The sequence below is a fragment of the Muricomes intestini genome (assembly GCF_004346165.1).
In the GTDB taxonomy this organism is placed as follows: domain Bacteria; phylum Bacillota; class Clostridia; order Lachnospirales; family Lachnospiraceae; genus Muricomes; species Muricomes intestini.
This window is the reverse complement of sequence record NZ_SLZZ01000010.1, coordinates 66,318-81,996: the sequence shown is the minus strand read 5'-3', so window position 1 is coordinate 81,996 and position 15,679 is coordinate 66,318. Positions and strand designations below refer to the sequence as shown.

Below are 15,679 nucleotides of genomic sequence, written 5' to 3'. Positions count from 1 at the left end.
CAGCTCAGGATATTACACTCCTTAGCCTCCAACGTAGTATTAGGTGAGCGTTTCCAGGCGTTACCCCTTCATTCCACTCTTCAGAATATCAGTTAGAGAAAACTCTGTTTCCTCCGCTACTTTTACCTCCTCACAGGGCATAGCCCCATTCTTAGTTTATTTGTAGCAACGTATCGCTACACGGTCACAAAACACAAGCTGTGCTGATTTCTTGTCGGCATTTTCTTTCCATATCCGATAGATGTTATCGACGCAGGCATTGATTTTACTGCCCTCAAAATCAGGCAGCATATCGTTTAGCATACGCTGGTCAAGAGCCAGTTTTCTTCCGTCATTCGTGATTTTCAGCATATTATCTACGCTTGAATCCACACCGCCGCCACGCACCTGCTCGGCTCTCTCTGCAAGGGAAGCAACCATTTCTTTCTGCATTTCTGACGGCTTTACTGCAATGCTATGGTACTTTGCTTCCGGTACTGGCAGGTTCAACATATCCGCTGTCTTAATGTCCGCTATCTCCTTGAACATCGCCATTAGTTCAGGCAGGTTATAGAATTTTGCGAACCTTGTCTTTGCTCTGTATCCTGTTCCTTCCGGTGTAAGTTCCACTGCCGTAATGGTTTCTCCGAAAGTGGAAGCCCAGGCGTCAAAGTGCTGCAACCCATTTTTCACAAGCGTGCTGTACTGCAAATATCGCTGTATCGTATAGAGTTCCACCATGCTGTTTGAGATAGGTGTACCCGTTGCGAATACGGTTCCTCGACCTCCGGTAATCTCGTCAAGGTAACGACACTTCATAAAGAGGTCGGAAGATTTCTGTGCTTCCGTCTGTGCGATACCGCCCACATTACGCATTTTTGTATAAAGATAAAGGTTCTTGTAATAATGGCTTTCATCAACAAAAAGCCTGTCTACACCAAGTTCCTCAAAGGTTACAACATCATCTTTTTTCGTCTGGTCATTGAGTTTATCAAGTTTCTGCTTGATAGATTTCTTTGACTTTTCAAGCTGCTTTATGGAGAAGTTTTCCCCTCGGTTTCGCTTGAGTTCTGCAATTCCTCCAGTTATCTCCTCAAGCTGCTGTTCTAAGATTGCCCTCTGTCTTTCAATGGACATCGGGATTTTCTCAAACTGTGAATGTCCGATAATAACGGCGTCATAATCTCCGGTTGCAATCCTGCCGCAGAACTTTTTACGATTCTTGGTTTCAAAATCTTTCTTTGTTGCGACAAGGATATTCGCCGCCGGATAGAGCTGCAAATACTCAGCCGCCCATTGTTCGGTCAAGTGATTTGGTACAACAAACAGTGACTTATTACAAAGTCCAAGCCTTTTCGACTCCTGTGCTGCCGCTACCATTTCAAAAGTTTTTCCTGCTCCGACTGCGTGTGCAAGAAGCGTATTTCCTCCGTAAAGGATATGGGCAACCGCATTTTTCTGATGTTCCCTGAGTTCAATTTCAGGGTTCACACCATTGAAGATGATATGACTTCCATCATACTCACGAGGTCTGACGCTATTGAATTTCTCATTGTAGGATTTGCAAAGCCTTTCCCTTCGTTCAGGGTCAGACCATATCCAGTCCTGAAATTCCTGCTTAATCATTTCCTGCTTCGACTGAGCAATCGCTGTTTCCTTTTTATTCAGGACAGCCTTTTTCTTTCCCTCATCATCTTCGATATAATCAAAGATACGCACATCTTTTAAGTTCAGTGTTTCCTCGATAATCTTATAGGCATTGATGCGGGAAGTTCCGTAAGTGTTATATGCCCTTACATTTCCTTTGTCGTAAGATTTGCCCTCAATATTCCACTCACTCGTAAATGGAGAGAAGTGAACTTTGATATTCCATTGTGCATAGCGTGGTGTTTCAAGCAAATGAAAGATAAACTCCTGCACATCGTCCGGCGGCAGCCAAGTTGCACCAAGTCGCACGGAAATTTCACTTGCAGTCAGGTCTTTCGGCTGCACCTTTTGAAGTGCTTCCACATTGACCTTATAATCTTCCGGATAGAGTTCTGCCGAGTTCTTTGCAATCCTCAGCTTTTCCCTGACATTACCCGAAAGGTATTCATCAGCCATCAGATACTTCGGCTCGTAAGAATTTCCATACTCATAAAGCGGGTTTAAGAAGATAACACCCTTTAAGTCCTCAAAGATTTCATTCTCCGATTTACCGGAAAGCTCCATCATATAGTCCATATCAATCGTGGCTTTTTCTCCAAGAGATACCGCCAATGCTTCGCTTGCCGTATCAACAGAAGTAACCGGAGTATGCGGTTTAATTGTCCTCTTAGAAAACATATCAGCCTTACGCTCCAGTTCTCCGTCCTCTCCGATTATCTCCAATGCGGAAAGCAAAGAGAATGAACTGTCCTGCGAGAAAGCAGAAGTATTTGCACGGTTGTTAATGAGTCCGTACTTACCTGAAAAGGTATCATAAAGTCTGTTTAATCGCTCCTGCTCCGCTTTGATTTCGCTGTCAGGGTAATCTTCTGTCTGCAATTCAATCAGCGTTCTGACGGAATTTCTAATAGCAATCATACCCTTAATTCGGTTCTCTGCGGTTGCCGACACTTCCACCGGAGTCATACGGGAATTTTCACGATAATAGATTTTATCGTCCACCACCGTATAGGAAAAGTTTCTCACTGTCGGGTCTGCCGGAATAGAATTATCTTCCTCCTCCAGTTCTTCCTCGGTTTCATATTCCGTGATTTCTCCGTGAATGTTTGCTACTGCTTCATCAAGCTGTGCTGCAAGGTCTGCGTTTTCATATGGCACACAAGTTGCTTCCATACCAAAACGCCCTGATACCATTTTCATTTCTCCGAGTATCATTTCAGGGTGCTGCACAAAATAAGAGTTCATCTTAATTCCGTTCTCATCGGTATCAAGATGAACCCAATCCGGCTCAATATCTATCAGTCTGTCACGCTTTTGTAGGATAAGAATATCTGAAACGACTTCCGTTCCTGCATTACCCTTAAAGGTGTTATTCGGCAATCGGATTGCTCCAAGAAGCTCTGCCCTCTGTGCAATATATTTTCGTACCGCCGAGTTTTCCTTATCCATTGTGCCTTTGCTCGTTACAAGAGCCATTACACCGCCGGGTCTTAACTTATCAAGGGACTTGGCAAAAAAGTAATCGTGTATCAGGAACTTATGCTTGTCATACCTTTTATCCGATACCTTAAAATCTCCAAAAGGTACATTTCCGACAACTCCATCAAAGAAGCTGTCCGGCAGATTGGTTTCTTCAAATCCCTCTGCCGCAATGGTTGTTTTCTGGTAAAGCTGCTGTGCAATCCCTGCGGAAATCGTATCAAGTTCCACACCGTAAATCTTACTGTTCTGCATTGCGTCCGGCAGCATACCGATGAAATTACCGATACCGCAGGACGGCTCTAACAAGTTGCCTTCCTTAAAGCCCATCTGCTCCATTGCCTTATAAATAGCTGTGATAACTTCAGGCGGCGTGTAGAACGCAGTCAATGTGCTTTCTCTTGCCGAAGCATATTCCTCCGGTGTTAATACCGAAGAAAGTTCCAGATATTCCGTTGCCCACGCTGAATTATTTTCATCAAAGGCTTCTGAAAGCCCACCCCAACCGACATACTTTGATAAAACAATCTGTTCTTCAGGCGTGGCAAATCTGTTTTCTTGCTGACATTTTTTGAGAAGCTGTATTGCCATAATATTTCTGCGGAAGCGTTCCTTTTTACCAACCGTTTCAACCTCATTTTCTCTAAGATTAAAGGTGTGACGGTCTGCCATAGGCACATCAGGATGCAAGTCAAAGCCTTTGACTTTTTTCTTCTGCTCCCAAGCGGGAACTACCGGCTCAGGCTCTTTTTCATTTCTTTCTTCGGCAGGTTCTTCCTTTACAATCAAATGCTCATTCATCGGATTCTCTCGCACTTTTCTATCAAACTCTGTGCGTGAAAATTCCTTATTAAACAGTGGCACATCATAGTCATAGAGCATTACTCTCTCATCATCAACAGATAAGATTTCGTACTCAGAAGCACCGATATACACCTTATCGCCAAGATGATATTCATATTTCACATCTTGCAGCTGTTCTGCTTCTTCAGGTTCTTTTTCGGCTGGTTTGACCTCCTGCTCCGGTGGTGCATTAGAGAGTATCTCACGATTTCTTTTCGTTTCCTCGATTTTGGCTCTGCGTTCCTCTTGACTTTCAAGCCACTGAGGATAGTGTTCTTTTTCCTTTGGGTTTAAGTATCTGTCCATTCGGATAAGTTCCCCGATACGCTTCTCCACCTGCGACCAAGAAAGCGTGATATGTGGCTTCTCTTTACCGATGCCTTTCGTAATCGTAATACCTTTTCCATCATGGCTCTCATCAATGCCTGCTCCGATTATGACAGGATAAGAACCGCCCCAACCGTATTCATTTTTCAAGAAGTCGGCATTTTCTTTTGCAGAAAGGCTTTTTTCAAACTGTTCATAGATACGCATTTTTCCCTCAGAAAATCCGCTTCCATTCGCAAGAACAGCATCGATAATCTCCTGAGAAAAAGTAAAGGCAGAGGTTTTCTTTTCCTCTGCCCGACCGTCTAATATGAATGTCATCTGACCGTTCATTGACGGTAATGGTTTTATGCTGTCACTTAATTCTCCCAGTAATCGCATAGCTTCAAAATGTCGGGCAATAACAGCCCAATCATAAAAGCTCTGTGCGGTTCTGCTGTCGTATTTGCCCTCCCACAAATGCAGAACGTTTTCAAAGGTCTTGTACCCTACTATCCTGCCGTCCTCTAAAGTAAGTTCAGTATAATCATTATTGAAAATACTCTTTATATACTCTGTGCGGTCTTTGTTATCAGGATTACGTTCATAATAATCTTTGATTTCTTCCAGACTAGCCGACAAATGTGGTGTCGTTCTGAGAATTTCATTGATTACTTCATCACGTCCAAAGAACGGAAGGCTTTTATCCTCGTGTGTTCTGTCGTAATACTCTAAGCGAATATCACTTCCGCTTTCACGATTTCCTGTGCCGAGCTGCGAAGGGAGTTCATCAGACGAACCCATTTCATCATATCCTCCGCTTTCATCTGTTCGGTCACTCCCTCTTTCTGTGCCATCTGGCTCAGGATTGTTTCCTCCATCTTGCTGGCTCTCTGTTCCACTTCCGCCAAGTGCTGTGTCAGTTCGCCCCTCGTCAGGAGATTGTAGTAAAGGACTCTGTGATGTTCCTTCAGAAACTCTCTCCTCATCTGAGCGTATCTGCCCAAAGTCACTTCCGGCTGCTGTGGAAGTTTCAGGTTTGGAAGGCTGTAATCGCCCACCATCGTGTAGGTCAGTTCGTTCATTGTCCAAACTCCTTTCGTCGTTATTTTCAACCTTATTGTATTCATTTCTGTCCTGACCGACAATTATGCGATTTTGACGGTTGAGTGCAGTAATTGTTTTAGATATTTCCATCAATCCCATTTCTGCAATATCACTGGTAGCAAATCCAAGTGCATTGAGTGTTTCCTGCGTATTGAAATTGGTAACATCTCTGAAATCATCAAGTTCAAAATAACCATCCGTATCGATGCCAAGCCTTGACATCATCATATATGCCACACTGTTTGCTACAACATTTTTATAAATGGAAGCCACAATATCCTCTTCCACTTCCTCAAATGAACTGCCCTCGGTTGCATAGTAAAGGTCTTGCAGATAATCAGGGATATTATCCTCTGCCGCATTTCTTGCTGCTTCCATAATTGCTTCGGCAAGACTGCTCTTATTCTCAATCTCTCCGAAAGTGCTTTCCAATGTTTCAATCACATCAGCTTCGTATTCCTGACGCATATCCCAAATCGGGACTGTTCTTGAATATCTGCTTTCGTGAGTATCTGAAATGTCAAAGTAATGTGTCAGTCTTTGCCGTGAACGGTTTTCATCAGCAAAAACAGCAATACCTCTTGCACCTCGGTTGACCCATCTGCCAAAAATTTTGTTCCACTGCTCTATCTCAAGAACCGCTGTTGCATCAGGTCGCTGTGCATATACAAGAAGCTGTTCGTCATAACGTAACTTATAATTTCGGCAAGCCGAAGCTAAGAATGCCTGCCAGTTCTGAGGATTTGACACAACCGTTTTGCAGGTGCGGTTGTAAAGCTCAGAAATAAGGTCATATTTTCGTGCCATTACTCTTGCACCTCCTTATCGCTGTTTTTCTCTGTTTCTGGTCTTGTTTTTTGACGGTTCGGATTGATTGATAGGTTCAACTTTGCTTCCATTAAGCTCCATTTTTTCAGCAAACTCGCATATATGATAGCAGCAATTCCCGACGTACAAATGGTAGTCATCAATATACTTGCACACTCTGTCTGCTGTGTGTCCATCACGAAAAGTAATCCTGATTATTCCACCATCGGGAATATAGAATTTTAAGTTGTAATGACTGTCTATAAATCGAATTTGCTTTTCCTGCGGCTCTGCTCTATTCTCCTGTTGCTTCATTTTCCTTACCTCTCATTTTTGTTGCTTCATCAGAACCGCCGCCCAAATACGAAAAGAGTTTACCGGACTTTGTATTCTTCTGAAGCTCCATAATCACACCCATATCAGGAATCGTGATATTCGGGATTTTCAGGATTGCTTCCATATCAAGCTGCTGCAACTTTTTCTCCGTATCACAACCGGAGTCAAAGAGTTTATTCAGCACCTTGACCTTATTCTGAAAAGTTGCTTTGTCTTTCACGAAAATACCTCCTTAGTTAATGTTGATTACAATAGAAATACTCCCGCTCTGTTCTTCTTTCTGCGGATTACGTGAATACTCAGGAAAAAGGGACTGTACTCTCTGCCTTGCCCTGCGTATGGTTTCAAAACAAGGAAGTCCGTATGCTCGGTAATTAAATACAATATCCTCAAGCGGAAGATTTCCGGCAGGTATATATCCGTACCGATTGTAATAATGCAAAATAAGAAGCATATCATCATACCTCGACATCGGGCATTCCTTTAAGATTTCAAGCACTCGGCTCTCCACCGTTTTCTGTTGTTTCATAATGTTCCTCCAAAAATTAAAGGGACAGAGTTTTTACGCTCTGCCCCGACTGGTTAATGTTCGCTTGTTACTTACTTCTTACGGTTTTTAACCTGAAGAAAGATAAAGCCACCGACAATAACGGCAACTAATGCGATAGCGATAATTGTCTTTGCTTCCATTACTCGTTACTCTCCTTTTTCTTCTTTTTGTGTGCAACAACAGAAGTTACAGCGATACCGACAGCAGAAAGTCCGGCAAGGACATACCAAAGTTTCATATTGGTATCATCTCCTGTTTTCGGCGTATCTCTTAACTCATTGTGCATTTTTACAACGGCTGTTTCATCAAGTTTGATAGTAACATTCTGGTCGGCAGGTGTGATATATGCGGCAGATGCATTGTTTGCCACTTCTGATATGGTATATTCGCCAATACGAAGTCCCTCAATCACGATTTCGCCATTCTTATCTGTTTCAAATGTCATATCATACCCGTTTGCTCCGGTTACTCTGAACGCAAAACCTTTGACCTTACCGTCTGAAGATGTCTTGACGATTTTCAGTGTTCCACGCATAGCTTCATTGATAAATCCAACTCCAGCCTTATTCTCAACGGAATAAGTTGTTTCGTCTTTCTCAATGAAAACAGAGTATTCTCCCTTATCAAGCAGGAAGCCCTCCGGTGCTTTTGTTTCACGGACAATATATTTTCCGTAAAGCAGCTCTTTCATCTCATAAATTCCGGTTTCAGTTTCTTCAAGATTTCCGATAAGTTCATCTCCATCATCAATCTTTCCGTTCTCATTGGTGTCCTTATATACCTCAAAGGTTGCACCCGTAAGCTTGTTATCCGGATATTCAGCGTCCACCTTCGTGAGTCTGATATTGCCGTGAACATACTCATTGACAATCTCAATTTCAACTACCTGCTCGGCTTTGCTGATATTGACCTCATACGCTTTTTCATCAAGAACAAATCCCTTTGGCTGCTCGATTTCTCTTACAATCCATTTGCCATAAGGAACTTTTGCAAAAGAAAAACTACCGTCTTTTTCAGAGGTAGTCGTCATAAGTGCAGTATCCTTTGTAAATTCTGTTTCTTCGGCTTTGAAGATACCGATAACAGCACCCTCAAGTGCTTCTCCATTCTCGTCAATCTTCTTACCTGATACAGAACCATAGATAAGTTCATTCTTGATTTCTTTTCCGTCATTCACTTTGATTTCAACCGTTGCGGTATCCTGACCTGCGTATTCAAATACAACCGGATACTTCGTATCAGAGAGAATATAATGCTCATCGGTTGCAGTCTCTTTGACATAGTATTTGCCAAACGGAAGGTCTGACTTCATAACAACTGTTCCATTTTCATTTACGCTGACAATCTCAATCAGTCCATCAGCCGGAATAACTGTACCGCTTGCAGATACAATATCTTCTGCGGCATAAAGACCAAAGCTGATGTTTTTGATTTCTCCGTTATCGCCAATATCAAATGTCTTATCCTTTTCAATGGCTTTTGCAAGGCTTACCTGCACTTTCTGTCTTTCGTTATAGAACGATGTGGAAGTTTCGGTAACAGAGATATTCTGACCTGCATAAGTAAGCTCAACCGTATGTGTTTCGCCACTCACTACCATTCCATAAGGTGCGGTAATTTCCTTGACCTCGTATTTTCCGAGATAAAGTTCTTTGCTCTTAACAAATCCATCGGAGCTTGTTGTGATAGTATCTACCACTTCGCCCTTTGAATAGCGGAGTGTACCGTCCGGTGTGCTAATATCTTCCGCAGCACGGACTTCATAAACTGCACCCTCAAGTCCTGACACTTCATAAACAGGCTGATAGATAACATCACTGTCCTCAGAACCACTTACATTGACACCACTAAATACTTCTCCGGTCTTTTCAACCGTGATAGTACCTTTCTGTGCCATATTCGGTTTATTGACTTTCACAACAGTTACGCCGCCTTCCTCTGTGGAATTTTCTTCGGTAATATCAAAATATACCGGAGTATCATCAAGTACATATCCGTATGGAGCTTGTACCTCTACGATAGAATATCCCTTGCCGTAATCCAGTTTCTCAGGTGTGACAAGAGAACCATTTGCGTCGGTATAGAACACATCAATCGTGGTCGGTGTCGGATAAGTAAAGGTCATTTTGACCTGATTGCCCTGCGGGTCGTAAATCTTAAATCCTGCTCCTGCATACGGAATACTCTTTCCGCTTTCTGCGTCCACCTTGACTACATTGACAAAGCTCTCGAAGTTACGGTTATTGATGAGATAACGATAAGTCTGTGCGTTCTGTGAAATAAACACATCAAAATCATCCATCATCTCTCTGCCTTCCCAACCGGAAGTCTGGTGTACGGTATAAATACCATACGGCATATCTTTTGTCTGACCGAAGCCATTTTCATCGCAAACAATGGTATCTCTCTCATCTTTATTTGCTGCGTCATAGCTTCCGGCAGATTTCAGATAAATCTCAAAGGAAGCACCCTTTTCAGGTGTTTCAATCTTTGTTTCTCCGTCATCGGTATGTTTGATGATAGCCACATTGCCTTTGATTACCTGCTCGGTTACATCATTGGAAGTAAGGTTGTGTTCCACCTCATAAAGTTTCGGGTCTGCACCTACTTCATGGATAGTCTTATCAAGCAAATATCCCTCTGACGGTGTAATTTCTCGGATTGTCCAGTCGGTATCACAAACATATTCTTTGGTAGTGAACTGACCATTTTCATCAGTAACATATTCATCTACAAGCGTTTCGCCCTTATAGATACCGTAAACTGCTCCTGAAAGTTTGGCATTACCCTGTGCTTCGCCTTTTTCAGCGTCACTCTTTGTTACTGTTACAGTAAACTTCTTCAAAATGTTATTGAAGTTTCTTGTGGTTACTTCTTTCCACTTCACTGGTGCAGTCTGATTTTTTGGCACAACATAACGGATAGCTGTGTCTACTTCTTCAAGGGTATATGGTTCAGAACCACTGATAAGCACATCTTTGAAAGTTGCCACACCGTCTTTGTCCGTAACTGCATACTGGTCAACAGCATCACCGGAAAGAGAAGTACCGAGAAGATGGAACTTCACACCTTCAACAAGGTTATCTTCTGAGGACTTCACCACCTGAAGGTCGCCACGCTTCAATTTGTTATTGAAATTGACCTTTGCAACCTGCCCTGCCACAACAGTAACTCTATGTGTTTCCTGCGGCTCATACTTATCGTATGTCTGCTCGGTTACGGTATAGATACCCGGCATAAGGTTATCAATCTGGAACTTACCGCCATTGGCTGTTGTAACTGTCTGATTGATACCGTTTCCAGTAATCGTGAAGTTAATACCGTCAACTTTTCCGTCCTCACTGGTCTTTACAATCTGACAAGAACCATAGCTGACTTTCATCTTCACATAACCGTTGATACTGTCGCTTACTTCCTGAGCATAGCTGACAACATCCTGCACACTGGAGTTCTGACCGTGTTTACCCTCTGACCATACAACCACACCTCTGCGGACTGCATTTTTCTTCGTTGCGGTAATGGTAAATTCCTTACTCGGTGCAGTATCCATAGAAACAGTAAGTTTGTTACCATTCACTGAAAAGCTCACTCCACTGATACTTGCTTTGAAATTATATTTGGACAGCACATTATTGGAGTCTGTCAGAGTAGTTGTGTACTTACTTCCGTTCCACTCAAGTTCTATTGTCTTTGCTGAACCGGATGATTTATTACAAAAGCTCGGTATGGTCGCATGGTTCTGTACACTCTGCACCATACTGTTGTAATAACTGAAAATCTTATTGCGAAGCGGATGCTTTGCATTGATGACATCTTTCACATTGCTGCAACCACTGGCTGCTACATGATTGAAGTTTGCATCACGCTCTCCGATAACAGTTTCCCAAATAAGAAGCTGTGTGGCATAAGCCTGTGCAATGCTGTTTGCTGCCGCTTCATTCTGTGACCTCCAAGAAGTCGAGATTGTCCCACGATAGCCATACTGTAAAATACGACCAACGAAAAGACGGATTTCATCTCCGGAAATAACCCCATTGGCTGCAAGGTTATTAAAATAATTTTCGTCATACTTATTCATTGTCTGACCGACCTTGAGCGAAATTCCCGGCTCAATACAATAAGCAACATTACCTGAGTATGAGCCAATAGCCTTAAGATTGGTAAAATTGGAACGTCCGGTATGCCAACCATTTTTCAAGGTCAAATTGCTGTGTCCCCATACCCCATCGTAATTAGCATCGCCATCACGAGGGAAATCGACCATATAAACATCGGCTTTTTCTCCCGAAGCAGCATATGCTGTTGTCGAGCCAATGCCTGCAAAAGTGGTCACACACATAAGGGTCGCCAAGAAAAGCGACGTGACTCTTTTGAATTTTGACTTTATCATTGCGTTTCCTCCTGTAAAAATTGAAAAACACACCGTATTTCTACGATGTGCCTTTGTGGATTTTCTCTTACGACAAGATTTACCTGCCGAAAAACAAATGCGGATTTTTCGTTAATTTTTCATTTTAGCATACACCTCCAGTCTGTTCATACTGTGCGATTCCCCCTTAGAGATAGACATATACTTTGAGATAGTTATATTCAAGTGAGATAGTATATATCATTTTCGGTAGGTAAAAGTATAACTAAGGGGTTAGAGTGTGAGAAAGGGGAACTGTAAAACAGGCTATCTGCTGTCACGCTCTGCACGGTTACGCAAAAACTTGTTGTAATGCTCCAATGCCTTGCAGACAAAATCCTCCGTCTGACTGACGGGAATGTTTTTCGGGATAAGCTGTCTTACTCTGTCGCCCCTCAACACGATTTTTTCCTTTTGGTTCGGCTTTTCCTCAGACATAACAGCGTGGATTGCTTCTGTTGTAAGGTTGCCCTCGTTGAATAACTTTCGCATACGGATTGTCTGGTCGTGTGACGGGGTAGCGTCATTCAGGTCGATTTCGTCAACCACATCACGCTGACAATCTTCGTCAAGATAGGAAAGTTCTACGGCAGGACGCATTTTAATACGCCCCTCATCAACAAATTCAAGCAGCTCGGGAACAAGGTTTGTCAGGCGGACATAACGCTGTATTTGTGTGTTACTGTCCTGACTCTCAGAAGCTAAAATCTCTCTTGATTTACCCACAATAGAATTGTGTCCCACTGGGACTCCATTTTCTTTGCTCGGTCTGCCTGCTTGCCTTTTCATTGCTTCCAAACGCATTTTATAGGCAAAGGCTTTTTCACTCGGCAATATCTCTGACCTCTGGAAATTACTTTCAACCATTAAAATGGTCGCTTCATCTCTGTTCAGGTCTACAATCTCACTTCTCAGGGTTTCAAATCCTGCCAGTTCACGCGCTCGCTTTCGTCTGTGTCCTGAAACAAGTTCGTATCTGCCGTCCTCTTTCTGCCTTACCGTTGCCGGAGTAATAACCCCTCTTTCCTTGACACTCTCCACAAGCTGCATCATATCTTCATCGTCCCTGACCTTAAACGGGTGGTCGGGAAAATCATCAATCAGCTCCAATGGAATATCTCGGATTTTTGAAAGCTGTTCTTCATCTCTCTGTGCCTGCGTGGTAAATAAATCATCGAGCTTCGTGAGAGTGAAGTCGCTCTTTCTTCCTGCCATCGGCTAACACCTCCTTTGTAAATTCAGCGTATGCCTTAGACACTGTGCTGTTTGGCTCATAAGCATAAATGCTTTTGCCTTTGGAAGAAGTTTCAGCAGCTTTCACGGCAATCGGGATTTGTGTTCGATACATTCTTATCTGATTACCGAAATTCGCCCTGAGTGCTTCTACCGTACTCTTTGCAAGGTTTGTTCGGCTATCCACCAAAGTAAGCAGCATACCGTCTATCTTAATATCCGGATTGATATACTTCTTTACTTTTGAAATGGTCTGCACAAGCTGTGTCATACCCTTTGCAGGCAAATACTGAGCCTGAACCGGAATGATAACACTGTCTGCCGCCGATAAAGCATTGAGAGTAACCATACCAAGTGAAGGCATACAGTCTATAATTACATAATCATATCTGTTCTTCACTTGACTCAGATAATTTTTAAGGGTAGTTTCTCTGCTCATTGCGTTCACAAGGTTAAATTCCATTGCTGAAAGCTCAAGGTTTGCCGGAACAAGGTCAACACCTTCTTCGTGGTGCAGGATACCAACCATAGGGTCTGTCATCGTTTCATTGATTACATCTGTGAGTTTCGTTGCAAGCGTGATACCCAAGCCGTCTGTATCCTGCCAACCAAGACAAGTCGTTAAATCTCCCTGCGGGTCTGCGTCTATGAGCAATACTTTCTTGCCCTGCATTGCAAGCCCGACTCCAAGATTAACTGTTGTGGTGGTCTTTCCGACTCCGCCTTTCTGGTTACATACGGAAATCGTTTTGCAGTTTGACACTTCTTTTTGCCCTCCTTTCTGAAAATTCATAGCCACCGCATTATGGCTATGTACCTGACCGACTCATTTCCTAATCGGTCATAGCAATATTTGTTCTCAACACCCCTTGCCAAGCAAAATGCTTATGGGAAGTCACTAAGGAACAGACTGCTTATCTGTATCATAGGATTCTAACCTCTGCCGGGTACTCCGCCAGCTCCGTAGAGAAGTATCATTATCATTCTGACTGTCATCGCCATATTAGGAGCAACCTGATACTCATAACCGGAGTTCTCGCTATTCTGAAATACAGAAATCACGGCGTACCTGCTAAAGTGGCTATCATCAGAAATAAAGTCTTAGTGAATGACTTATTCAATTTTCAAGCGAAAAGGCTTCCGTTTTTGCTATCCGGAATGAACCCCTTCACTCATTTGGACAAAGGGGTATGAAATGCACACCCAAAATCTCCGCTTTTCCAAAAATTTTTTAAAAAATTTTTGAAATAAAAAAAGCCGCCTGCTCCGGTTAAGAAACAGACGGCAAAACACGTTCTAAATGTATTCAATTTTCAATTTCTTTTTCTTTGCTCCAAGCACTTTGCAGAGGACATCATCTACTGCGTCTGTGTATCGTCCCTGGGCTGCTAAATTGTTCTTCAGTTCAATGAGCGATTGTATCACTCGGCTTCGTTCTTCTTCATTTAAGTATAGATGATAGGTTTTCTCTCTCATTGGCTGTCCCTCCATCTTTCAAATGTATTTTTGATTATCTCCACATCTTCCTCGGTATCGGAAGAAATAAATATATGTACGCTCTGAAAAGCTTTCTTTAAATTATTGGCATAATCCAGTTCTGTGCCTTTCATCGGCAGCTTAATCAGCCTTATTCCTCTTTGCTTGCACATATATGCTTTCATTATTTCTAAATTCTCATCGGCACTTCCTGACTCAATAGCCAACTTCTCTGAAGGTATGTATGTTTCAAGCGGAACTCCAAGCAATCGGTCAGAACCAAGTTCTGCTTTCAAGCCTTTCCTATTAGAATAATAGCTGACAGCCAAAGCAGGAAACAAGGATAAATACTCCTGCTCACAAATTCGACAGCCTTTATTCAATATCGTTCTTTCATTTATCTTCATACTCCACGAATGACCGTGCCTGCATTTCCACCACGCTCTCTTTGCTGAAGTTCGTGATATTTCTGTCGGCTTCAATTTATTCTGTTCATAATCCCATTCGCTAAGAAGCTGACTATCTGTTGTCGCCAAATCATTATATCCGGTAAGGACTTCTCTCTCCGCACAAACAGGGCATACCGTACCTTTCACACGGGCATTGATAACTGATTTCCACTCGTTACCGCATTTACTGCATCTCCACCAGACATTTTTCCTCGACTTTGCATTTACCTCATCAGGTTTCAATGGTAAGTTCTTCTCCGACCACTCCGAAGCAATTTCAGGGTGTGTTGTCTGCAAATCGTTAAACCCTTTCGAGAATATGTACCCACTGCAATACGGGCATTTACTGCCACTGGAACGGGTAGAAATAAGGGTATTCCACTCTCTGCCGCAATCCTTACACGTCCACCAAGCCTTACGATTGGCAAAGACCGTAACCTGAGTTGGAAGTAACGGATAATTTCTGTCCGACCACTCGGCAGCTATATCCGGCAGAAGCGTTGCAAGGTCATTAAATCCTGCCAACACTTTATTATGAGAGCAATACGGGCAACCCGTTTTATTTATTGTCCTGCTCTTAACGACAGCTTCCCACTCGTGACCTTTTTTACATCTCCATATCACTTTCTTATGAGAACCAATAGAAACCTCTGTCGGTTTTATCTTATTCTTTTCCGACCACTGCTTTTCCAGTAGCGGCTCTAATGTTGCCAAATCGTTAATTCCTGCAATTACTCTTGCACCAGAGCATATCGGGCATTTCTCTCCATTAGAACGAGCCTTAACGCTTGCCTGCCATTCATGACCGCAAGCACTTCTCCACCATACTTTTTTATTTGAACCGAAAGTAATGTCATCAGGCGTAAGCGTTAAATTCTTTTCCGACCACTCCGAAACAAGCTCCGGGTGTACTTCAGCTAAACTGTTATTCATAGCCAAACCTCAACCTCCTTGTGCTTAGAGTATATGAAGTTTTGGCTTTATCTTGTAGTTTGCGAATATCCGTATAAATAGAAAAAGCCCTTTGAGAAAGGGATTTCTCCTCTCTCAAAGGGCAAG

General features: G+C 42.7%; 10 protein-coding genes. All 10 read right to left on the bottom strand.

The window, feature by feature from the left end; translation table 11 throughout:
* Positions 1 to 156: 156 nt before the first annotated feature.
* The 10 genes from EDD59_RS08660 to EDD59_RS08620 all read right to left on the bottom strand — a co-directional run bounded on the left by EDD59_RS08660 (position 157) and on the right by EDD59_RS08620 (position 15,553).
* On the bottom strand, positions 157 to 6,168 hold the full coding sequence (locus tag EDD59_RS08660; RefSeq protein WP_330572000.1) for a helicase-like domain-containing protein: 6,012 nt from the start codon (positions 6,166 to 6,168) through the stop codon (positions 157 to 159).
* Between the two features lie 15 nt (positions 6,169 to 6,183).
* The gene (locus EDD59_RS08655; RefSeq protein WP_132380998.1) at positions 6,184 to 6,483 is read right to left on the bottom strand and encodes a hypothetical protein; all 300 of its coding nucleotides are present in this window, start codon (positions 6,481 to 6,483) and stop codon (positions 6,184 to 6,186) included.
* Positions 6,464 to 6,724 (bottom strand): hypothetical protein, encoded by a 261-nt coding sequence (locus EDD59_RS08650; RefSeq protein ID WP_023920501.1) that lies wholly within the window; start codon positions 6,722 to 6,724, stop codon positions 6,464 to 6,466. Before EDD59_RS08650 ends, EDD59_RS08655 begins: the two co-directional genes overlap by 20 nt.
* A gap of 12 nt (positions 6,725 to 6,736) precedes the next feature.
* Positions 6,737 to 7,033 (bottom strand): hypothetical protein, encoded by a 297-nt coding sequence (locus EDD59_RS08645; RefSeq protein ID WP_044682078.1) that lies wholly within the window; start codon positions 7,031 to 7,033, stop codon positions 6,737 to 6,739.
* 160 nt (positions 7,034 to 7,193) lie between these two features.
* On the bottom strand, positions 7,194 to 11,444 hold the full coding sequence (locus EDD59_RS08640) for a SpaA isopeptide-forming pilin-related protein (protein ID WP_132380996.1): 4,251 nt from the start codon (positions 11,442 to 11,444) through the stop codon (positions 7,194 to 7,196).
* A 285-nt stretch (positions 11,445 to 11,729) separates the two neighbouring features.
* Positions 11,730 to 12,677 (bottom strand): ParB/RepB/Spo0J family partition protein, encoded by a 948-nt coding sequence (locus EDD59_RS08635; protein WP_132380994.1) that lies wholly within the window; start codon positions 12,675 to 12,677, stop codon positions 11,730 to 11,732.
* Positions 12,634 to 13,458: a ParA family protein gene (locus tag EDD59_RS08630; RefSeq protein WP_054754259.1), complete on the bottom strand. Its 825-nt coding sequence runs from the start codon at positions 13,456 to 13,458 to the stop codon at positions 12,634 to 12,636. Before EDD59_RS08630 ends, EDD59_RS08635 begins: the two co-directional genes overlap by 44 nt.
* A gap of 170 nt (positions 13,459 to 13,628) precedes the next feature.
* Positions 13,629 to 13,757 carry a hypothetical protein gene (locus EDD59_RS18290; RefSeq protein ID WP_268885801.1) on the bottom strand — a complete coding sequence of 43 codons (129 nt, stop codon included), beginning with the start codon at positions 13,755 to 13,757 and terminating at the stop codon, positions 13,629 to 13,631.
* 234 nt (positions 13,758 to 13,991) lie between these two features.
* A complete protein-coding gene (locus tag EDD59_RS08625) occupies positions 13,992 to 14,171 on the bottom strand; it encodes a hypothetical protein (RefSeq protein WP_055182540.1) in 180 nt (59 codons plus the stop codon).
* On the bottom strand, positions 14,168 to 15,553 hold the full coding sequence (locus EDD59_RS08620; protein ID WP_132380992.1) for a zinc-ribbon domain-containing protein: 1,386 nt from the start codon (positions 15,551 to 15,553) through the stop codon (positions 14,168 to 14,170). Before EDD59_RS08620 ends, EDD59_RS08625 begins: the two co-directional genes overlap by 4 nt.
* Positions 15,554 to 15,679 lie beyond the last annotated feature (126 nt).